This is a genomic window from Citrobacter sp. Cpo100, assembly GCF_030332595.1.
In the GTDB taxonomy this organism is placed as follows: domain Bacteria; phylum Pseudomonadota; class Gammaproteobacteria; order Enterobacterales; family Enterobacteriaceae; genus Citrobacter; species Citrobacter portucalensis.
This window is the reverse complement of the sequence record NZ_JAOWHM010000035.1, coordinates 417,831-437,827: the sequence shown is the minus strand read 5'-3', so window position 1 is coordinate 437,827 and position 19,997 is coordinate 417,831. Positions and strand designations below refer to the sequence as shown.

Annotated in this window: 19 protein-coding genes and 1 tRNA gene; 4 read left to right on the top strand and 16 right to left on the bottom strand. The window is 52.6% G+C overall.

The features are described 5' to 3' along the window. The first annotated feature begins 14 nt into the window (after positions 1–14). Positions 15–479 (top strand): methyltransferase family protein, encoded by a 465-nt coding sequence (locus OGX96_RS14510; RefSeq protein WP_286583449.1) that lies wholly within the window; start codon positions 15–17, stop codon positions 477–479. A 165-nt stretch (positions 480–644) separates the two neighbouring features. Further along, a tRNA-Thr gene (locus OGX96_RS14505) sits at positions 645–720 on the top strand. A gap of 209 nt (positions 721–929) precedes the next feature. On the opposite strand, the gene OGX96_RS14500 is transcribed toward OGX96_RS14505, so the two are convergent. The 4 genes from OGX96_RS14500 to OGX96_RS14485 form a co-directional block, all read right to left on the bottom strand. Next, positions 930–2,111: a MalY/PatB family protein gene (locus OGX96_RS14500; RefSeq protein WP_137377047.1), complete on the bottom strand. Its 1,182-nt coding sequence runs from the start codon at positions 2,109–2,111 to the stop codon at positions 930–932. Positions 2,112–2,123: 12 nt separating this feature from the next. After that, positions 2,124–3,575, bottom strand: a complete 1,452-nt coding sequence (gene nhaC, locus OGX96_RS14495) for a Na+/H+ antiporter NhaC (protein ID WP_008783827.1) — start codon at positions 3,573–3,575, stop codon at positions 2,124–2,126. Positions 3,576–3,728: 153 nt separating this feature from the next. Beyond that, complete coding sequence (locus OGX96_RS14490) at positions 3,729–4,733, bottom strand: LacI family DNA-binding transcriptional regulator (RefSeq protein ID WP_286583447.1); 1,005 nt, start codon at positions 4,731–4,733, stop codon at positions 3,729–3,731. 167 nt (positions 4,734–4,900) lie between these two features. Beyond that, positions 4,901–5,350 carry a GNAT family N-acetyltransferase gene (locus OGX96_RS14485; protein ID WP_191238834.1) on the bottom strand — a complete coding sequence of 150 codons (450 nt, stop codon included), beginning with the start codon at positions 5,348–5,350 and terminating at the stop codon, positions 4,901–4,903. 124 nt (positions 5,351–5,474) lie between these two features. Here OGX96_RS14485 and pdxR point away from each other — a divergent pair, with 124 nt between their 5' ends. Further along, positions 5,475–6,944, top strand: coding sequence for a MocR-like pyridoxine biosynthesis transcription factor PdxR (gene pdxR, locus OGX96_RS14480; RefSeq protein ID WP_286583445.1), 1,470 nt, complete (start codon positions 5,475–5,477; stop codon positions 6,942–6,944). A gap of 192 nt (positions 6,945–7,136) precedes the next feature. Beyond that, complete coding sequence (locus OGX96_RS14475) at positions 7,137–7,850, top strand: GNAT family N-acetyltransferase (protein WP_286583441.1); 714 nt, start codon at positions 7,137–7,139, stop codon at positions 7,848–7,850. 52 nt (positions 7,851–7,902) lie between these two features. Here OGX96_RS14475 and cbdX read toward each other — a convergent pair whose 3' ends face one another. The 12 genes from cbdX to puuR all read right to left on the bottom strand — a co-directional run bounded on the left by cbdX (position 7,903) and on the right by puuR (position 19,974). Next, positions 7,903–7,992 (bottom strand): cytochrome bd-II oxidase subunit CbdX, encoded by a 90-nt coding sequence (gene cbdX / locus OGX96_RS14470; RefSeq protein ID WP_003830863.1) that lies wholly within the window; start codon positions 7,990–7,992, stop codon positions 7,903–7,905. A gap of 13 nt (positions 7,993–8,005) precedes the next feature. After that, a complete protein-coding gene (gene appB, locus OGX96_RS14465; protein ID WP_286583439.1) occupies positions 8,006–9,142 on the bottom strand; it encodes a cytochrome d ubiquinol oxidase subunit II in 1,137 nt (378 codons plus the stop codon). An 11-nt stretch (positions 9,143–9,153) separates the two neighbouring features. Beyond that, positions 9,154–10,698 carry a cytochrome bd-II oxidase subunit 1 gene (appC, locus tag OGX96_RS14460; RefSeq protein WP_286583435.1) on the bottom strand — a complete coding sequence of 515 codons (1,545 nt, stop codon included), beginning with the start codon at positions 10,696–10,698 and terminating at the stop codon, positions 9,154–9,156. A gap of 88 nt (positions 10,699–10,786) precedes the next feature. Then, a complete protein-coding gene (locus tag OGX96_RS14455) occupies positions 10,787–11,644 on the bottom strand; it encodes a hydrogenase expression/formation protein (RefSeq protein WP_286583484.1) in 858 nt (285 codons plus the stop codon). Continuing rightward, entirely contained in the window at positions 11,644–12,045 is a 402-nt protein-coding gene (hyaE, locus tag OGX96_RS14450) for a hydrogenase-1 operon protein HyaE (protein WP_048236031.1), read from the bottom strand. Before hyaE ends, OGX96_RS14455 begins: the two co-directional genes overlap by 1 nt. A 5-nt stretch (positions 12,046–12,050) precedes the next feature. Then, positions 12,051–12,632, bottom strand: coding sequence for a hydrogenase 1 maturation protease (gene hyaD, locus OGX96_RS14445; protein WP_286583432.1), 582 nt, complete (start codon positions 12,630–12,632; stop codon positions 12,051–12,053). After that, positions 12,629–13,363 (bottom strand): Ni/Fe-hydrogenase b-type cytochrome subunit, encoded by a 735-nt coding sequence (gene hyaC, locus OGX96_RS14440; protein ID WP_198801626.1) that lies wholly within the window; start codon positions 13,361–13,363, stop codon positions 12,629–12,631. Before hyaC ends, hyaD begins: the two co-directional genes overlap by 4 nt. A gap of 18 nt (positions 13,364–13,381) precedes the next feature. After that, positions 13,382–15,175, bottom strand: coding sequence for a Ni/Fe-hydrogenase large subunit (hyaB, locus tag OGX96_RS14435; protein ID WP_032942453.1), 1,794 nt, complete (start codon positions 15,173–15,175; stop codon positions 13,382–13,384). After that, positions 15,172–16,299, bottom strand: a complete 1,128-nt coding sequence (gene hyaA, locus OGX96_RS14430; RefSeq protein ID WP_153687903.1) for a hydrogenase 1 small subunit — start codon at positions 16,297–16,299, stop codon at positions 15,172–15,174. Before hyaA ends, hyaB begins: the two co-directional genes overlap by 4 nt. A gap of 208 nt (positions 16,300–16,507) precedes the next feature. After that, the gene (locus OGX96_RS14425) at positions 16,508–17,788 is read right to left on the bottom strand and encodes an NAD(P)/FAD-dependent oxidoreductase (protein WP_148362390.1); all 1,281 of its coding nucleotides are present in this window, start codon (positions 17,786–17,788) and stop codon (positions 16,508–16,510) included. Between the two features lie 2 nt (positions 17,789–17,790). Further along, positions 17,791–19,278 carry an aldehyde dehydrogenase PuuC gene (gene puuC / locus OGX96_RS14420; RefSeq protein ID WP_048236025.1) on the bottom strand — a complete coding sequence of 496 codons (1,488 nt, stop codon included), beginning with the start codon at positions 19,276–19,278 and terminating at the stop codon, positions 17,791–17,793. Positions 19,279–19,416: 138 nt separating this feature from the next. Next, positions 19,417–19,974 (bottom strand): HTH-type transcriptional regulator PuuR, encoded by a 558-nt coding sequence (gene puuR / locus OGX96_RS14415; RefSeq protein WP_003830877.1) that lies wholly within the window; start codon positions 19,972–19,974, stop codon positions 19,417–19,419. Positions 19,975–19,997: the final 23 nt, after the last annotated feature.

The window sequence follows — 19,997 nt, the reverse complement described above, 5'->3', positions numbered from 1 at the left end:
GTTTGCCCGCAGCCATGCGTCATTTCCTGACAAAATTAAGAGTCTGGCTTCCACCACCACTCATCCTATTATTATTCCTCATCGCGGATGCGTTGACGGCGATCCCGCGTTTCACATTTGGCGCGGTGACTATCGTAATAAGTGCATTTTTGGCTAGCGTCAGTCTGGCGATGATACTGCATACCGCGTGGCAGATGCGGAAGAAACGTACGACGCTAAACCCACTGCATGCAGAGAAATCGACCACGCTTGTTACTGGCGGATGTTATGCCTGGAGCCGCAATCCAATCTATCTTGGAATGAGTGGACTCCAGTTAGCTTTTTCTCTCTACGTTGGTAGCCTGATTCGAATATTGGCTGCACCGCTGTTTATACTGGTGGTTGCCAGATTACATATTGATTTTGAAGAGGAACAACTGCGAAAACATTTCGGGCCGGAATGGATACGCTATGAGCAGCGTGTTCGCCGCTGGTTATAGAATTCCCTTGCCGCGTACCAGGACACCTGTGACGACACGATTCGTGCGTTATTGAAACCGGATGATGCAAAATTAGGCGTTTGATTCGCAAGGCCATTGACGCATCGCCCGGTTAGTTTTAACCTTCTACCCCGTGTTCACATTCGTGGGCATGTCCTTATCAGGGCCGATATAGCTCAGTTGGTAGAGCAGCGCATTCGTAATGCGAAGGTCGTAGGTTCGACTCCTATTATCGGCACCATTTCAAACTATTTCCAGGTCTACCGAAATCAACGCAAAGCCCGTTTACTGCGGTTTTCAGCGCACATCTTATTTTTCGGGTAACCTGCACCACGTTCTCCGTATCGCCATTCTTGGTTGGTAGTTCAGAGGCCGTTAATCAGGCCTCGTCGAAATGGCTGATAATATCGAGCGGCCCTGCGCCAGGGCCGATTCGTTTACTGAGCAGATTCAACAGGATGTAAATGCAATACGCTTCAATCCCTCTACCGCTTTTTCGAGGTAGGCGCGTGGACATCCCATGTTCAGGCGGATAAAACCTTTTCCAGCAGGACCAAAGCCATTTCCCATTGAAGGCGCAATACCGGCAACATCAAGCATTACCCATTTGAGCTGCTCATCATCCAGTCCAAGCGCTTTGCAATCTATCCACAGTAGATACGTTGCCTGGGAAGGAACAACCCGAGCCCATGGGAGATATTCATCAATTTGTTGAATAAACCAGCGTCGATTTTCAGCCAGATAGCCAAGTAAATCGTCTAACCATGGTGCACCATGTTGCCATGCAGCCGTACTCGCCTCGACGGATAGCGCATTGAATACATCCAGTCCATGCGCATCCAGACGGCGTAAAAAGTGTTCACGCAATGCCGGTGCCGGTATCAGAAAATTAGCAATACGCAATGTCGACAAACCAAACGTTTTACTGGCTGAAGTAGCTGAAATTACACGCGAATGCCAGCGTTCTCCCAGATGCAGAACTGAAGTAAATTGTTCTCCAGGAAGCAATAAATCTGCCCATATCTCATCAGACAGCAACGTTACATCATAGGTCTCGCATAGCGTAAGTAGCTGTTCCAGCTCCTGTGCAGTCCAACAACGACCGGTTGGATTATGCGGATTACATAAAATCATCAACGGCGGACGTTCAGTCCGGAATAACATTTCCAGGTGAGCAAAATCCATTTGATAACCGGTAGCCGGGTCCTCATACAACGGATTTTCCAGCAGCTGTCTGCCGTTCAGAGAGATAATTTTAGCGAATGAACCATAATAAGGCCCCTGAACGACCACGCCTTCACCGGGTTGACTTAGCATTTGTACGAGTAGCGATAATCCCGGAACAACACCTTCAATACTGCAGATCCACTCTTGCTTGATTTCCAGCTGATGCCGGGTTGAGAACCATGAAATTAATGAATCAAAGTAGCTTTGTGGTCGTTCGCTGTAACCAAAAATACCGTGCCCGACGCGGTGAGTTAATGCCTCCTGAACAGCGGGCGGGCAAGTAAAGTCAAAATCAGACACCCACATTGGCAACAGTTGATGTGTATCCTCGCCGAAATATCGCGCCATAAAGTCCCATTTCAACGAGGCGGTATCGTGACGATCGATAATCTTATTAAAATCCATTACATGCTCTCCCTATTCTGTTGCCGTAATATTTTTTTCTGTTTCTGCCACTGATGGCGCCTTCGCAATACCGATTCCCGTGAAACCGTAAATCAAGGCGAAGAAGATTGCGGCATAGCACTGAATCGCCCATGGCAATAAATCCAGCGTGCTCACTCCTAATGTCGTGGCCATATAAACTCCGGCAGCGGTCCACGGCAACAACGGCTCAATAACGGTGCCAGCGTCTTCAATGGTGCGGGACAGATTTTTGGTATCCAGTCCCATACGACGATATGCGTCTTTAAACAGTTCAGCTGGAACCAGAAGAGCCAGCTTGCCGTCGCTCGTCGCTCCGGTCACCAGAAGGGTGGTACCAATGGTTGCCGCAATTAACTGACCGACACTGTGAATGACCGTCAGTAAGCGGTTAATGATAATGTTGAGTGCGCCCGTTAACGTTAAGGCACCGGCAAAAGAGAATGCGCAAAATACCAGAAGGATAGTGCTCATCATTGAGAACATTCCGCCGCGGTTCAGCAGGCGCGGAACATCAGCAATAATGCCCTCACTCCCTTGCGGGAACATAGTAATGTTGAATCCATCTATAAAGGCATCCAGTCCCTGCTTGATGCTGAGTCCTTGCATGACAACGCCCAGAATCAGGGCTAATACGCATGCACTCAGCATTAAAGGAATGACCGGTTTTTTACGAATCGCGCCCCACAACACAATAACCGGCGGCAAAATCAGAATGATATTGAAGTGGTATAGCGACTCCAGAGCGTTGACAATGTCGGTAACCCGTTGTGGCGTGGCGACCTCGCCGAGCATATTGCTGTGGCCGGCAATAAGATAAACCACGGCGGCAAGCAGAAAGCTGGGAATGGTGGTCCACAATAAGTGCTGGATATGCTCGAAAAGGGTGGTATCTGCAACAATGGCCGCAAAGTTGGTGGAGTCTGACAGCGGAGATATCTTGTCACCGAAGTAAGCGCCAGAAACAACGGCACCTGCCGCTGCTGCCATCGAGACATCCAGTCCGGCGGCAACGCCCATCAATGCAACGCCAACCGTTCCGGCGGAACCCCAGGAGGTTCCGGTACACACCGATACGACGCTGGTCAAAAAGAACGCGGCGATAAGAATGTATTCGGGGCTGATGAGTTTAAGTCCCCAGTACACCATGTAAGGGATGGTGCCGCTGAACATCCATGTACCAATCAGGCCGCCAACACAGATAAGAATCATGATAACCGGCATTGCTTTGGCGAGTTTATCAACCACCGAATTAATGATGTCTTCCCAGCAATACCCTTGCCACCAGGCCATACCCGCGGCGACTGCAGCAGAACATAGCAACAAAGGCTCAATACGTAGCCCCATGATGCCGTAGCCAATAATTAACAGCAGTAGCATGGCTAAAATAGGGATCACTGCCAGTCCAAATGAGAGTGTTTTTTTCTGATTTTGAGAGGCATTCATTCATGAATCTCCAGTCTGTAAGGTCGCTTAAGAGTAGAGAACACCCTTTTGCCTGACTGTGATCGCTCATTGGCCCTCATGTAAGCGATTACATGAAGACGTTAAACTTGAAGTCGATCACAATTCAGGGGCTTGACGATTTACGCATTGATTTCAGAGAGAGGGGGGAAGAACAGAATCGCGGATCACTAAATCCGCAGTGAAACTATTCACGCTGGGACGCTGAGTTGCGCCCTTAAAAAGCTGTATCGCCAGCTGCGAAGCGCAGCGAGCCATGCGCTCAACGGGATAATGCATTGTTGTGAGTGCGGGATAGAGATAGCGGGCCATCACCACATCATCAAATCCAACGATCGAAAGCTGCTGCGGAAGTGTAATTCCCTGCTGATGGAGGATGCGCATAATCCCGGCGGCCATCACATCATTAAATGTCACCGCTGCAGTGAAAGGAATGCCACAATTAAGCAGTTGATGTGCAGCGCGTTCGCCACCTTCTTCATTAAAGGGCACGCTAATCACCCAGTTTTTATCTGGCGTAATGCCATATTCAGCCAGCGCCTGGCAATAGCCTTCCAGTCGCTCACGGCGATCGATAATCGGTAAGTCACTTGTCACGCAGGCAATACAACGGTGCCCCTGTTCCAGGAGATGTAGCGTGGCTGTTTTGGCTGCTTGACTATTTTCCAGCCACACGCAGCGATTGGCCATCCCGGCAATATAGCGGTTCACGACCACCATGGCAGGAAAATGAGCGGCATATCGCAACAGTTCCTTTTCCGACAGCCTACTGGCATGGACCACAATAGCTTCACAGCCCTGGTTTATCAGAAAATCGAGTCCTGATTTTTCCATTCCTTCATCGTGGCCACCGCTGCATACCATCAGCCGAAATTGCTGCTGGCGTGATACTTCTTCCACGCCTCGGGCAAGCCTGGCAAAAAAGGGATCGGCAAGATTGCCGGTCAATAACCCGAGCATGTCACCGCTGCGTTTCGCTAATGCAATAGCGGCGGCATTGCGATGATAGTTCAGTTCGCGCATGGCTTTTTCAACACGCTCACGCGTCACGGGTTTAACCCATGCGGTTTGATTAATAACACGTGAAACTGTTGCGGTGGACACTCCCGCTAACTCTGCAACATCCTTTATCGTTGCCATGCTGGCTCTTTACCTTTTTGATTCTTAAGAATTTGCTTATCGCTGGTTTTTTTCCTTATCTTATTCAGGTTGGGGGGATTTGTCACCGAGACATCCTCTGAGTATATCTACTCAGAGGCTTATTTTTAGTACTGAATAATTAAATACTATCCTGAGTATTATTATCCTTACATACGATATTCGATCATCCCGCTCTTTTGGGCCACCCAGTCATACAGACGTTGTCCACGGAGATTGGTTTCATGCGTATGCCAGTATAATCTTGACGCGTGGTGTTTTTTGGCTTGTTGTTGGACATACTCGATAAGCTGTTTACCGATATGTTGGCCACGTACCTCTTCGCTAACAAATAAATCTTCGAGATAGCAATAGTTGGATTCTGCCCATGTTGAACGATGAAAGAGATAATGCACCAGTCCCACTATTTTTCCATCATATTTGGCAACAGCACAATAAACAGGTTCGCTCGGGGTAAGGAAACGCTCCCACGTTAATTTTGTTACTTCATCTGAAATTTTAGTGCGATAAAATGTTTGATAGTTTATCCATAAAGGAAGCCAGCAGGCGTAGTCTTTTTGTTCTGCACTTTCAATAGTAACGGTATTCATGTTAGTCATATATATCCTGATATTTTATACGAGTAATGTGTTAGTATGATGATACTAAGAACTTTATAAATTCTCGTAAAGAGACACTTTCGATATATTGATAGGATCCACTTTTAGTATAAAGGTTAATACAATGAAGAAAAACAATGCGCCTTTATTTCAAGGATTTGTTTTAGGAAAAGGCGCGGTTAAGGAGCAGGTTTACCACATCCTCCGCGATCACATCCTCGAAGGGCGATTGCCGCCAGGAACAAAAATGCCGTCAACCAGGGCATTGTCCGAGATGATGTCAATTTCACGAAACTCAGCGATCGCCGGTTATGACAGGCTATTAGATGAAGGGTATATCCAGACCCGTAAAGGGTCTGGAACATATGTCTCACATAATATTCCGGATCGGAGTATCAGCAATAGCTATCCAAAGATAGCGTCGGGGAGCGTCGTCTCGCCTGATGAACAGGTTCACAGCCGAAATAATCCTGTTCGCGATTTGTGGTCAAATGAGTATGAAGGGCGCGGCATGAACCGCCTATTTGCGGTTGGTGTCGGGTGTACGGATCTCTTCCCGCATGCGTTATGGGGAAAGCTACTGCAACGTGTCTGGAGACAATCCCGGCATCAACTGGGCGCTCACACTCATCCTTGCGGGTACTTTCCATTGAGAAAAGCGGTTTGCCGCTACATTAAAACAACGCGTGGAGTGAACTGTAACGAAGAACAGATAATCATCGTAAATGGTATTCAACAGGCATTGAACATTACTGCACGAGCATTGCTGTCGGCAGGAAGTGACGTTTGGCTGGACGACCCGGGTTACAAAGGCGCCCGCGGAGCCTTCATGTCAGTTGGCGCGATGGTGAGGCCGGTACCGGTAGATAGCGAGGGAATGAACGTCCGCTATGGTATTGATCATTTTCCTGACGCTAAGCTGGCCTATGTCGTCCCGTCGGATCAATATCCATTAAGTGGAACGTTGAGTTTATCCCGACGTTTTGAGTTGCTGGAATGGGGGAAGTCGAATCAGGCATGGATATTTGAAGATGACTATAATAGCGAGTTCCGTTATGCCGACCGTTCTTTACAAGCTCTGCAAGGATTAGATCAGAATCAACGCGTAATCTACGCCGGAACATTTTCTAAAATGATGTACCCGGAATTCCGTTTAGGTTTTTTAGTTGTCCCGCCGGGTTTACAAGAACAGATTATGGTGACGAAATATTTTTCCGATCTTGGCACCAGTTATCTTGAACAGGCTGTGATGGCGAATTTTATTGAGGATGGTCACTATGCCAGTCATGTGCGCCGAATTCGTAAGGCATGCTATGAAAGAAGAACTGCGCTGGTCAATGCTATTCAAGAATACCTGGCTGATAAAATGATTGTGCAGCCTTCTGACTCTGGCGTCCATATTGTGTGCTGGCTACAAAACGGATTAACCGGAAATGAAGTTGAGGAGCAAGCCAGATTACTAGGGATGGGAATACTATCACTAAGTCGTTATTACCAGAGCGATATCTCACGACAGGGGATTTTGATTGGTTTTGCAAATCATCCGGTAGAGGCAATTGTTGATGGGATTCGCCGTTTGGCTCAGGTTATTTAAATTATAATTTATTCAGCTCTTAGCATTAATGCAGTAAATACGTTTCTTTCGCTACAGGCAAAAATATAGCGTCTGTTTTTTGTACAATTAAAGAGTGTGGATCCGTTAAAAACACGCATTGTGGTTCTTTTGGGCCGCTCAGTTTGATCATACCCTGCGCTGGTTTAGTTCTGTTTTGTAAGAGGTACAGATATGCCGGGCGTCTTTAATCAATTCCAACAACCCGTAGGTATGACTTTGTCTGACTGGAAAGGCGCACCCTTTCCACAGGCTCAGCAAATTACAGGTCGCTATTGTAAGCTTGAACGCATTAACAACGAACGTCATGCAAAAGAGTTGTATGAAGCGTACTGCGAAGCAAGCGATTGTCGTGATTGGACATATCTGGCGGTCGGGCCTTTTGAAACTTTTGATGCCTTCCTGGTTTATTTAAAAAACATGGAAGAACAGACAGATCCGATGCATTTTGCCGTGATCGATTTAACCAGTATGAAGCCTGTTGGTACGTTTGCACTGATGCGTATTGATCCCGCAAATGGTGTGATTGAGGTAGGGCATGTTTCTTACTCCGTACGCATGAAACGCACGCGAATTTCAACGGAAGTCATATCATTGCTTTTAAAGTACGTTTTTGAGGATCTGGGTTATCGCCGTTTTGAATGGAAATGTGATGCCTTCAATGAGCCTTCCCGTAGGGCGGCGGAGCGCTTTGGCTTCAGTTTTGAAGGTATATTTCGGCAGGCTATCGTTACCCGGGGTCGTAATCGAGATACCGCATGGTACTCAATCATTGACGGTGAGTACCCGATACTTCGACCTGCCTACGATCTGTGGCTCGATGAGCGTAATTTCGATAGCCAGGGACGGCAGATTCGGCGCCTTGGCGAGCTGATGGAAAGGGGATAAAAAAGCTCCCCGAATAAACCGGAGAGCCAGAAAGCGTAGCGCACGCGCAGTATTATTTCTGCCGCGACTCCAGCCAGACCAGTGCCAGCGTGGAGAGTGCGCACATCAGCAGAATGCCGACAAACCAAAACAGATACCACATCGTACGGTCCTCCCTAGTAAAGTTCGTGATTGTGGCGGCGGATCGTTTCTACATTGATTCGTCCCAGCATTTTGTAATAACTCCACACGGTATAAAGCAGAACGATCGGTAGAAAAATCAGCACAATAACCAGCATGATACTGAGCGTCATCTGGCTGGAAGTGCTGTCCCACACCGTCAGACTGGAGAGCGGATACGCGCTTGAAGGCATCACAAACGGAAACAGGGTGATTCCGGCGGTGAAGATCACGCAGGCCTGGGTCAGTGAAGCGCACAGAAATCCCCATACGGCCCGACGTTGCCCGCAGGCATAGATCGCGAGCATCGGGAAAATCATGCCAAGCAGCGGAATAATTAACAGCAGTGGTGACTGATAAAAGTGCGCCATCCACGCGCCCGGTGAGGTCGTTACCATTTTTAACAGCGGGTTGGAAGGACCATTCGGATCCTGGCTAAGTAGCACATAGCCGTCGATCCCCGTCCATAGCCAGTAACCGGCTAACAGAAAGCAGAGCACGACCAGCATTGCGCTACGACGGGTAGCAGAGAGCGCGCGTTGGTGAAGAATGCCGTCGGTCTTCAACTGGAGCCACACGCCCCCTTGCAGAATAACCAGCATCAGGCTTAATGCGCCGCACAGCAGCGCAAAGGGGGAGAGTAACTGCCAGAAAGTGCCCAGGTATTGCACATGAAGCTGTGGTGTGAAGATAAAAGGTACGCCCAAGAACAGGTTGCCGAACGCGACGCCGAAGATAACAGGAGGGACCAGGCTCCCGATAACCAACCCGGTGTCCCACATAGCACGCCAGTGCGCATTGGCTATTTTGCCGCGATAATCAAAGGCCAACGGGCGAAAGAAAAGAGCACACAGCACCAGGATCATCGCTACATAAAACCCCGAAAATGCGGCGGCATAGACCCGCGGCCAGGCCGCGAATAATGCACCGCCCGCCAGAATGAGCCACACCTGGTTACCTTCCCAGTGCGCCCCGACGCTATTAATCAACACCCGACGCTCATCATCGTTTCGCGCGATCAGCGGTAACAGGCAGCCGACCCCCATATCAAACCCGTCAGTGACCATAAAGGCCACCAGAATGATGCCAATCAGCAGCCACCAAATGAGCCGCAACGTTTCATAATCCAACATGATTGTCTCCTTTATCCCTGTTGTTGCGTTGGTTGCTGGTTATGCATTGCATCTGGACCAAGGCGCGCGTATTTCTGCATCAGGTAGACCTCAGCAATTAAAAACAGGGTGTAAAGCGTGAGAATTAGCCCCATCGAGAAGGCCAGTTGGCCTGCGCTCAGCGCGGAGTGGGCGTACCATGTCGGCAAAATATCCTGAATCGCCCACGGCTGGCGGCCAAACTCCGTCATAAACCAGCCAGCTTCGATGGCAATCCATGGTAGCGGCAGGCTCCACAGCGTCATGCGCAGTACCCAGCGATGCTGGTCGATACGCCAGCGTAAGGTCTGTATCAACGCAATCGCCATCACCAGTAGCAGCAGCGAACCGCAAGCAATCATGATGCGAAAGCTCCAGAACACGGGGGCCACTTGCGGAATGGCGCCGCGTTGCGCGGCCTGATATTGCGCTGGCGTAACGTGGTTCATGTCAGGCGCGTAGTTCGCCAGCAGGATGCCGTAACCCAGATCTTTCTCCACAGCGTGAAAAGCGTTCAGTACCTGAGGCGTTCGGTTACCTTTGGCAATTTCCTGCATCAGTAACCATGCCTCCCGGCCTCGCTGCAGGCGTGGGAGCGCGTCCGCCATCAGGTTTTTCAGCCCCGGAACCGGCGTATCCAAAGAGTGGGTCGCCAGAATACCCAGCAGGGCCGGTATTTTCACGGCAAAGGCGTTACGCTCTTGCTCCTGCTGCGGCCAGGCGATGACATGAAAGGGCGCGGGGGCCGGTTCGGTTTGCCATTCGCCCTCCATTGCCGCCAGTTTTACTGGCTGGAGCTGGGCGACCTCAAAGGCTGAGCTATCACCCAGTTGTAGCGTGCCGAGGATAGCCAGCGTGCCAAAGACGGAACCCACCGCGAAGGAGCGCCGGGCGAACTCGCGATTGCGACCACGCAGCAAATACCAGGCGCTGATGGACATCACAAACATGGCGCCGGTGACATAACCAGACATCACGGTATGCACAAATTTCACCTGGCTGACGGGGTTAAAGACCAGCTCGCTAAAGCTGCTCATCTCCATGCGCAGGGTATCAATATTAAAGCGAGCGCCTGTCGGATACTGCATCCAGCCGTTGGCGTTGAGGATCCACAGGGCCGAGATGTTAGAGCCAAACGCAACCAGCCAGGTCACCAGTAAATGCTGATACTTGTTTAAGCGCTGCCAGCCAAAGAAGAACAGCCCCACGAAGGTGGATTCAAGAAAGAAGGCCATCAAGGCTTCCATCGCCAGCGGGGCACCGAAAATATCACCCACATAGTTGGAATAGAGCGACCAGTTAGTACCGAACTGAAACTCCATGGTCAGGCCGGTTGCCACGCCGAGCGCAAAGTTAATACCGAATAGCTTTCCCCAGAAACGCGTCATGTCGCGGTAGACTGTTTTGCCGGTCACCACGAACAGGGTTTCCATGATGGCTAGCAAAAAAATCAGCCCCAGCGTCAGGGGAACAAACAGAAAATGGTACAGCGCGGTCAGCGCAAACTGCCAGCGCGATAGGTCAATGACGTCCCACATGCGAACTCCATCAGGCATTAGAGAGTGAATAGGTAAGGAAGAAAACGTCAGACCCGCAGTAGAAAAGTACGCGGGTCTAAAGAGGGGATCAGGCAGGCGGGCCGGATGCCAGCCAGCCGCAGACTTCATTCAGGCGCTCGAGCGAGTCGAGCAGATCTTCCGGTGCGGCCAACACCAGTTCCGGCAACGGACAGATCTCATAACTCTCAAGCAGAAGCCCTTTCAGGGTATCCAGACAGCGAACATGCCAGACATGGCGCAGCGCCGTGGCGTCGATTTGGCTCTCGCCGTAGCCGATGGTGCGGATTTGAATGTGCCCTTCGCCGCACAGGCGGGCGAGGAACAGGCGATCCGCGTCGCTAATCGGCAGTTGGGTGAGGTTAATGCTATGGGGTTGCGCTGCCGGATTGCGCACGTGCGCCAGCAGTTCCTGGGCCAGCGTCAGGCCATTCATCAACCCATCTATAGGCGGAGGCAGCAGGCTATCGTCCGGCAGCGTATTGATTGTTGCCGCCTGCCACAGTGCCCGTGGTGCGCTGCCTACTTCCAGATGTTCCTGCCATTGCCCCTTGTCATCCTGACAACGCACCCGCCAGATACCGCAGAAAATCGACTCCTGAATCTCGCTCGCCCTGCCGTCAGCATGCTGAATGCGCACGGAAACTTCGCCTTCGCCGAGTAGCGTATTCAGAAAGGTGAGATCGTCTGCATTGAGCGAGGATAAATCCCATCCCAGCACATCCTGTTTGGCGGGAATTCTCTGGGTGAGCTGGTGGCACACATCGGCTAACAATGCCATCACCGCCGGGCTGTGCGGACAGTTTTCCAGTGTTGCCATGCTGGGGTCGCTGTTGACCTGGCAGGTGAGGGGCAAGGGATTCATGCTGAAGCAGTCATCACCTGGCTGCGTTCCTGGCCCCAGCAGATGAAAAAAGGAATCGCTCATCATGCAGACTCCGGCGGTATACGTTCTTCAACGAGGGGACGCATCAGGTTGAGCAAGTCGGCCCACGGGTGGATACCGCTGAGAATGCCGCGCAGCTCACCTTGGGTAAACACCAGGGTAGCCGGAAAACGGAACACGCCAAAGCGATCGCCGATCGCCTCGCTGTGTTCAAGATCCGCCATGGCGATGTGCCAGTCAAACTGGGGAAACTCGCGGAGCAACTCGGCAATCATGACCGGGTTATCGCTGACTTCCGGTGTACGGCGAGGATCGCTACTGAGCAGGACCACGCCATTACGCACGCGGGTTATCCAGTCATCCAGTTCAGATGCGCTCAGCGGTTGCCAGCCCTTAGCCAGCATTCGCTGCCATAGCGCAGAAAACGGTTGGTCATTCAACATGTTAATTATCTCTCCAGCGTTACGCGATACTGGCGAATACGCACGCCTTCATAGTTTTCCATCGACAGGCAGTCATAGTTCAGGCAACGCGTTTCATCGCTTATCTGTGGCGCAATGCCCCACGCGGCCAGTTGCGTAAGCGCGGCCTGTTCTGCCGCCGGGAGCTGAGCGCGCGCGATGTCGGTCAGGCTGCCGCCATAGTCGTCCAGCTGTACCGGCTGTAGTCCCACCAGAGCGATGTGCGCGGGGAGATGGCCGCGAATATCCGCCAGAGCCAGCACTTCAGAGAAGCTGTTCTGATGCAGACTCATTTTTTTAGCGCTGAGGTAACTCGGGACTTTGTCTCCGGCGTAAGATTGCAGGGTTCCCGGCTCAAGCCCGTAGTCGATGGCGTCAAGCAGCAGCAAATGGCTGGCCTGCTCAACGTAGCCCAGCAGATTCAGTCCCTGCGTGCCGCCGTCAACAATCTCTACCGATTCAGGCCAGTGATAATGAGCGTACAGGCGCTCAGCGAGGCGAATACCAAACCCTTCATCTGCCCACAGCAGGTTGCCTAAGCCCATCACGATGACGTTAGGTTCGCTCATGACGCCTCCTTATCGTGCTGACCCTTGGGAAACTTATGACTACGAAAGCCGTTAATCATGGTTGAGATGACGGTTTCGTCAGACATGATGTCCTCACGAATCGCCATATACACATGGCCTACGATGAAGGCGGCGATGAACCACATCCCTAACCGATGCCAGCTGTGGATATCGAGAGAGTTCCCGCCGGTCCAGTAGAAAAACTCTGTCACATAGCGGAAAGGGGTAAAAATGGCGTACTGGCTATGTTCGCTGTATAAGGCAAAACCGGTGAGGATCATAAAAACGGAAAGCAGGAAATAACCGCACATCGCCGCCTGTGCGATGGGGTTATGACCGATATCATCTCCCGGTTTTTTTTCCAGAAACAGATACCAACGCACCACAGAATACGCCCCCTGCCACCAGCTGCGCCGCCAGACCGGCACGATAAACAGTTCGCGTGAATAACGGTTACCGACGAAGGCCCAGTAAATGCGCATCAGCAGTATCACCGTGAACACCATGGCGGCGGCGAAATGCACCAGCCGAATGTCGCCCATATAGAACAGATAAGTGGCCTCACCGCTGACCGACGGCAGCGGTCGGCCAATGAAGTATCCGGTCACCATCAACACCAACATGCAGCCCACCGTCAGCCAGTGCCACAAGCGTACTGGCGCTTCAAACACATAGTGGCTGGTGGCGGTATCACGCGCCTCCCTGACGCGTAGGGATGTTTTTCCAGTCATCGTTCCGTTCCTTAACGCTTAGCGAACCTGGACGGCGATAAGTTCGCTGCCGTCGTCGCCGAGTACGTGGGTTGAACATGCCAGGCAGGGGTCGAAGCTGTGCAAGGTGCGCAGGATCTCCAACGGTTGATCCGGTATCGCCATTTGGGTGCCCATCAGCGCCGCCTCGTAAGCGCCAATTTGTCCCTTTGGATCGCGCGGGCTGGCATTCCAGGTGGTCGGCACCACGCATTGATACAGGTCGATCTTCTGGTCGCGAATCGATGCCCAGTGGCCTAATGCTCCGCGCGGCGCTTCGGTAAAACCGATCCCGCGACAGTGCTGCGGCCAACTTTCAGGCTCCCACTTTTCGGTATTTGCGGTAGCCAGATTGCCGTTTTTCAGGTTGGTCATCAGCTTGTCGAAGAAATATTGCAGCTTGCTCACGGCCCACTGCGCTTCGTGCGCGCGACACAGAATACGTCCCAGCGTTGATTGCATACCCGACAGCGGCAGCTTGAGGGCGGACATCATGCGATCCACGGATTCAATCGTGGCGGCATCCCCTTTGTGATAGGCAATCAGCGTACGCGCCAACGGCCCAACTTCCATAGCGTGTCCCCGCCAGCGCGGGGCTTTAATCCACGAGTAGCGTTCCTGTTCGTTGAGCTGCTTGATATCGGTATCACTGCCTTTGACATCGCCCGGGTTATACCAGGGTTCAGTAATCCCTTCGAACGGATGACGACCTAATTGATCGTCCGGATAACGATACCAGGCATGATCGACAAACTCCTGAATTTGCTGCTGATCGTCCAGGTCCACCGGCATGACGTTGTTAAAATCACCGTTAATCACCGCGCCGCCAGGCATCAACAGGCTCTTCGCGCTGAAGTCATTGGCGATATCCGGGAACGCGCCGTAGCTTAAGACGCACTTATCAGAAAGCCCGGTGCCAATCTGGCTCCAGGGTTTATTGAACTGGCCGATAGCCAGCGCGTCAGGCACCATGACGTTGTTGATGAAATCAGCGGTGCGGGTGATGATCGACTGCACCAGGTTCAGGCGTTCCATATCGACTGCGCCTACCGCGCCGCTCTGATCGATATTGATAGCACACGGCATCCCGCCGACAATCCAGTTCGGATGCGGATTCTTACCGCCAAACACCGTATGGATTTTGATGATCTCGCGCTGAAAATCGAGCGCTTCCAGATAGTGGGCAAAGCCCATCAGGTTGGCCTCTGGCGACAGCTTGTACTGCGGATGTCCCCAGTAACCGTTGCGAAAAATCCCCAACTGACCGCCTTCGACAAATTTCTTCAGGCGATTTTGGACGTCAAAGAAGTAGCCTGGAGAAGACATCGGCCAGGCTGAAAGGCTTTGTGCCAACTGCGATGTGGCGCGCGGGTCTGCTTTCAGGGCATTCAGCACGTCAATCCAGTCCATTCCGGCTAACTGGTAAAAGTGCACCAGATGGTCGTGGCACCACAGCGTCGCCAGCATAATATTGCGAATGATGTTGGCGTTGTCGGGCACCTTTATGCCAATAGCGTCCTCAATGGCATAGACCGAGGCGAGCGCATGTACACCGGTGCACACTCCGCAAATTCGTTCGACAAATGCCCAGGCATCGCGCGGGTCGCGCCCCTGTAGAATGATCTCCAGCCCGCGGAACATAGTGCCGCAGGAAACCGCGTTGGTGATGATGTTCTGCTCATTAATGTTCACTTCACAACGCATATGGCCTTCAATGCGCGTGATGGGGTCGACAACCAGGCGGCGACCGGCATTATTGACCGTATATCCCTGGGTTTGATACGAATTGCTCATGCCTGTTTATCCTTATTGTCTGGAGACTGTTGTCCGGCGTCGGCTAGTTGCTGTTTGTGGCGGTTGTGTTGATTGACGGCGCTGGCGACTGCGTGAACACCGACACCGGCCGCCACGACGCCTAGCGCGGTGAGGCCCACGGTATCGGCAGTTGAATGCGTCCCCATTTGTGGAATATCAACCACGCGGCTGTAGAACGAACCGCGATCCCAGAAGCCGTTTTCCGAACATCCCAGACAACCGTGGCCGGACTGGATGGGGAAGGAAACGCCACCATTCCAGCGAGTGGTGGAACAGGCGTTATAGGTGGTTGGCCCTTTGCAGCCCATTTTGTACAGGCAATAGCCTTTGCGGGCGGCGTCATCGTCCCAACTCTCAACGAACTCCCCGGCGTCAAAGTGGGCGCGGCGGTAGCATTTATCGTGAATACGCTGACCATAGAACATCAGCGGACGACCCAGACGATCGAGTTCAGGCAAACGATCAAATGTCACCATGTAGGTAATGATGGCGCTCATGACATCCGGAATCGGCGGGCAGCCGGGCACTTTCACGATCGGCTTATCGGTGATCACCTTATCGATCGGCGTAGCCCGGGTAGGGTTAGGCCGGGCAGCCTGCACGCAGCCCCAGGAGGCGCAGGTTCCCCAGGCGATAATCGCGCTGGCACCTGCTGCGGCTCTTTTTAGCTTTTCAATAAAAGGACGCCCGCTGCTGATGCAAAACATCCCTTGCTCGCCCAGCGGAGGGTTGCCTTCGACTGCCAGAATGTATCGGCCGTGGTAGCGGCTCAGAATGTCTTCAAATACCTCTTCGGCCTGCGTTCCGGCGGCGGCCATCAGGGTGTCGTCGTAATCGAGGGAAATCAGGGAGAGGATGACGTCTTTGGCAAGTGGGTGAGAGGAGCGGATAAATGATTCGGTGCAGCAGGTGCATTCCAGCCCGTGGATCCAGACTACCGGGATCCGGGGTTTGTTCTCCAGCGCCCAGGCAATTCTGGGCGTCATTCCGGCTCCCAACCCCAGCGATGTAGCCGCGAGGCTACAATATTTGAGAAAACTGCGTCTGCTTACGCCTTTGCGGCGCATCGCCTGATAAAAGGTCTCCTCGTTATTCGTATTCATAACACGCGTTTCTTCCCCCGTTGAGTTCTGGCGCATGCCGCCAGCGATATCTAAAAAAGCGTATCCGATCGGAAGGGAGAAACAATGCAAAGAGTGTGGTTATGTCCTATTGCGATATTTTCGTACCTGTTATCTGTTTTTCGCTTTCCAGGAATAAAAAAACGCACAGGGGGGATCGCCCTGTGCGTCGGGTTTATCGCGGAAGAACTTAAACCCCAAGGCGATCGCGTAAGCTGTAATATGCCGCCCCCATGGCGGTAAACGGAATGCGCAGGCTGCGGCCTCCCGGGAACGGGTAGTGCGGCAGTTTGGCGAACGCGTCAAAGCGCTCGGCATCCCCGCGCAGCAGTTCGGAAATCAGGCGTCCTGCCAGGTGAGTACAGGTCACACCGTGGCCGCTGTAGCCCTGCATATAGTAAATGTTGGTATCAAGACGGCCGAACTGCGGCATGCGAGACAGCGTTAACAGGAAATTACCGGTCCAGCGGTAATCAATTTTTACCCCCTGCAATTGCGGGAAGGTCTTCAGCAGTTTCGGCATCACCAGACGCTCAATATCGTCCGGATCGCGAGCGCCGTAGACTACGCCACCGCCGTACAGCAGGCGGTTATCGCCGGTCAGACGGTAGTAATCGAGCAGGTAGTTACAATCTTCCACGCAGTAGTTTTTCGGGAGCAGCGAGCGCGCCATCTCCGCCGACAGCGGTTCGGTGGTTAACACCTGCGTGCCGCACGGCATGCTGCTTTTTGCCAGCGCTGGTTCCAGTTTGTCACCGAGATAGGCGTTGCCCGCGACGATCACAAAGCGGGCCGTCACCTGGCCTTTTTCAGTGCTGACCACCGCCGGGCTGGTGTGCTGAATACGGGTGACTGGCGACTGTTCGTAGACGCGTCCGCCGTTCAGACGAATGGCGTTAGCTTCGCCAATCGCCAGGTTCAGCGGGTGAATATGACCACCGCTGTGGTCGAGCAGCGCGCCGACATAACGATCGCTGCTGACTTCGCGACGAATTTCACTGCTGTCTAACAGTTCAAGCTGCGTGTTGCCGTAGCGTTCCCAGTTCGACTTCTGCTCTTCCAGCGTTTCCATCTGTTTGTGGTTCAGCGCTACAAACAGCCCGCCGGGACGATAGTCGCATTCGATCTGATAACGCTTGATGCGTTCGCGGATGATATTGCCGCCTTCAAACATCATTCCACCGAGCATTTTAGCGGCGTCCGGGCCATAGGTACGTTCGATGACGTCGATATCGCGACTGTAGGAGTTCACCAACTGACCGCCGTTACGTCCGCTGGCCCCGAAACCAATACGCGCGGATTCCAGTAGCACCACGTCGTAACCCATTTCCGCTAAATGCAGGGCGGAGGAGAGTCCGGTATAACCACCGCCCACGACGCAAACATCACAGCTAACCGATTCGCTAAGGGTCGGAAACGGTTCGTACTGATTGGCGCTTGCGGCGTAATAACTGCTGGTATGTTCAGTCATGATTAAGACTCCAGGGAGATCCAGATGGTTTTCAGTTCGCTAAATTTTTCCAGCGCATGCAGGGATTTATCGCGTCCGTTACCGCTTTGCTTATAACCGCCGAACGGCACGGTCATATCACCGTCGTTGTAGTTATTCACGAAGACTGAGCCGGCTTTCAGGCGACGGCTCATACGGTGGGCGCGCGACAAATCGCGGGTCCAGACCGCGGCGCCGAGGCCGTAGTCACTGTCGTTAGCCAGCGCCAGAGCTTCGGCTTCGCTGCTAAAACGGGTGACGACCAGTACCGGGCCGAAGATTTCATCGCGGCTGACGTGGGCCTGCGGTGCGGTATCAACAAAAATCGTCGGGCCGATAGCCGCAGGATGTACATGGCTGCGGCCATCCAGCGCCAGCGTGCCTTGCGCTTCACCGTCGCGAATAAACGTGTCTACGGTGTCGGCATGCGCATTGTCGATAAGCGTGCCCATCGTGGTTTCCGGATCCAGCGGGTTGCCAGGCTGCCAGTTTTTCGCCTGCTCTTTCAGCAGGGCGATGAACTCGTCGGCAATGCTCTCTTCCAGCAGCAGGCGCGTTCCGGCGATACAAACCTGGCCCTGGTTATAGAAGATACCTGCCGCTGCATTAGCGGCGGCTTTCGGCAGATCCGGACAGTCGGCAAACACGATGTTGGCGCTTTTACCTCCGGCCTCCAGCCAGACGCGTTTCATGTTGCTGTCGCCAGCATCTTTGAGCAGTTGCTTGCCGGTACGGGTCGAGCCGGTAAAGGTGATCACATCAACATCCGGATGTTGTGACAACGCCTGACCCGCTTCGTGACCATACCCGCTAACAACGCTGAGAACGCCATCGGGCAAACCTGCTTTTTTAGCCAGCGCAGCCAGGCGAATGGCGGTCAGCGGTGATTTTTCGGAAGGCTTGAGGATCACGCTGTTACCCGCAGCCAGTGCCGGGCCGAGTTTCCAGCAGGCCAGCAGCAAAGGAAAGTTCCACGGTACAATGGCGGCAATCACGCCTACCGGTTCGCGCACAATCAGTGCCAGATCGTTCACCGAGGTGGTGGCAACTTCGCCATAGACTTTATCTATAGCTTCGGCATACCAGCGGATGGCGCGTGCCGCGCCGGGAATATCATCACGCAGGCTATGGCGAATCGGTTTACCGGTATCGAGCGTTTCCAGTAGCGCCAGCTCCTCGTGATGCTGCTCCATTAAATCGGCGAGTTTGTGCAGTACCGCTTTGCGCTCTGCGGGTGATGCTTGCGACCAGTCTCCGCGTTCAAACACGGTACGGGCTGCGGTTACCGCGCGGTCCACATCCGCTTTTTTACCGCGGGCGACTTTAGCCAGAGGACGTTGTCCTGCCGGATCCAGCGTAATAAAGGTTTCGTTATCAGCGGCGGCACAATATTCGCCGTTAATAAATAAACGGGTCTCTGGTGAATAATGGCTGGCTTTCTCACGCCAATATTTAAGATTCTGAAAGTTCATAGCTACTCCTTTTATATCAATAAGATAAAGTTCGTTGCTGATCTTTTTCAGGCAAAATCAGGCTGCACGATGCCCCAGGGATGTACCCTGTTAATGCGCGTTATTTAAGAAGGCCTGAGAAACTCAGGCCGCTACTTATTAGAAAGTGGTGGGAGTGTGGGCACTGATGATGCGGCAGATCCCTGCCGAGGTGTTGCTGAAGCTGTGTGGTATGCCGGTGTTAATGGCATAGCTTTGCCCTGCAACAAGAGGATACGTTTGACCGTTGATGGTCAGTATCACTTCACCTTCCAGTATTGTGCCAATCTCTTCACCCTGGTGTTTAATTCTCTCCCCGGTTGTCGTGCCTGGCTGATAGGTTTCAAACATCATTGCCAGCGTACGATTCGGATTTCCGTTGTGTACCAGCTTCATGGATACTCCCTGACTCCCGATCTCAATCAAATCATCCTGATTGATAACCACCTGCGGTTCGTCAGGCTTTTCCGGTTCCGCGAAGAACTCGGAGAGCGACAGCCCATATACTTTCAATAGCTTTTGCAGCGTACTGATGGCAGGACTGACTTTATCCTGCTCTATGGTGCTGATGGCGCTATGCGTTAACCCAGACAGTTCGGCGGCACGACGCTGCGAAAGACCCAATTGCTGGCGGATCTCTGACAAACGTTTACCCGGCGCCAGGCCGTCATCGCTCATAATTGCATTTCCTTAACTGTAGT

Coding starts and splice junctions, on each gene's coding strand:
- OGX96_RS14510 (WP_286583449.1), top strand. CDS start 15: ATGCGTCATTTCCTGACAAAATTAAGAGTCTGGCTTCCACCACCACTC.
- OGX96_RS14500 (WP_137377047.1), bottom strand. CDS start 2,111: ATGGATTTTAATAAGATTATCGATCGTCACGATACCGCCTCGTTGAAA.
- nhaC (WP_008783827.1), bottom strand. CDS start 3,575: ATGAATGCCTCTCAAAATCAGAAAAAAACACTCTCATTTGGACTGGCA.
- OGX96_RS14490 (WP_286583447.1), bottom strand. CDS start 4,733: ATGGCAACGATAAAGGATGTTGCAGAGTTAGCGGGAGTGTCCACCGCA.
- OGX96_RS14485 (WP_191238834.1), bottom strand. CDS start 5,350: ATGACTAACATGAATACCGTTACTATTGAAAGTGCAGAACAAAAAGAC.
- pdxR (WP_286583445.1), top strand. CDS start 5,475: ATGAAGAAAAACAATGCGCCTTTATTTCAAGGATTTGTTTTAGGAAAA.
- OGX96_RS14475 (WP_286583441.1), top strand. CDS start 7,137: ATGCCGGGCGTCTTTAATCAATTCCAACAACCCGTAGGTATGACTTTG.
- cbdX (WP_003830863.1), bottom strand. CDS start 7,992: ATGTGGTATCTGTTTTGGTTTGTCGGCATTCTGCTGATGTGCGCACTC.
- appB (WP_286583439.1), bottom strand. CDS start 9,142: ATGTTGGATTATGAAACGTTGCGGCTCATTTGGTGGCTGCTGATTGGC.
- appC (WP_286583435.1), bottom strand. CDS start 10,698: ATGTGGGACGTCATTGACCTATCGCGCTGGCAGTTTGCGCTGACCGCG.
- OGX96_RS14455 (WP_286583484.1), bottom strand. CDS start 11,644: ATGAGCGATTCCTTTTTTCATCTGCTGGGGCCAGGAACGCAGCCAGGT.
- hyaE (WP_048236031.1), bottom strand. CDS start 12,045: ATGTTGAATGACCAACCGTTTTCTGCGCTATGGCAGCGAATGCTGGCT.
- hyaD (WP_286583432.1), bottom strand. CDS start 12,632: ATGAGCGAACCTAACGTCATCGTGATGGGCTTAGGCAACCTGCTGTGG.
- hyaC (WP_198801626.1), bottom strand. CDS start 13,363: ATGACTGGAAAAACATCCCTACGCGTCAGGGAGGCGCGTGATACCGCC.
- hyaB (WP_032942453.1), bottom strand. CDS start 15,175: ATGAGCAATTCGTATCAAACCCAGGGATATACGGTCAATAATGCCGGT.
- hyaA (WP_153687903.1), bottom strand. CDS start 16,299: ATGAATACGAATAACGAGGAGACCTTTTATCAGGCGATGCGCCGCAAA.
- OGX96_RS14425 (WP_148362390.1), bottom strand. CDS start 17,788: ATGACTGAACATACCAGCAGTTATTACGCCGCAAGCGCCAATCAGTAC.
- puuC (WP_048236025.1), bottom strand. CDS start 19,278: ATGAACTTTCAGAATCTTAAATATTGGCGTGAGAAAGCCAGCCATTAT.
- puuR (WP_003830877.1), bottom strand. CDS start 19,974: ATGAGCGATGACGGCCTGGCGCCGGGTAAACGTTTGTCAGAGATCCGC.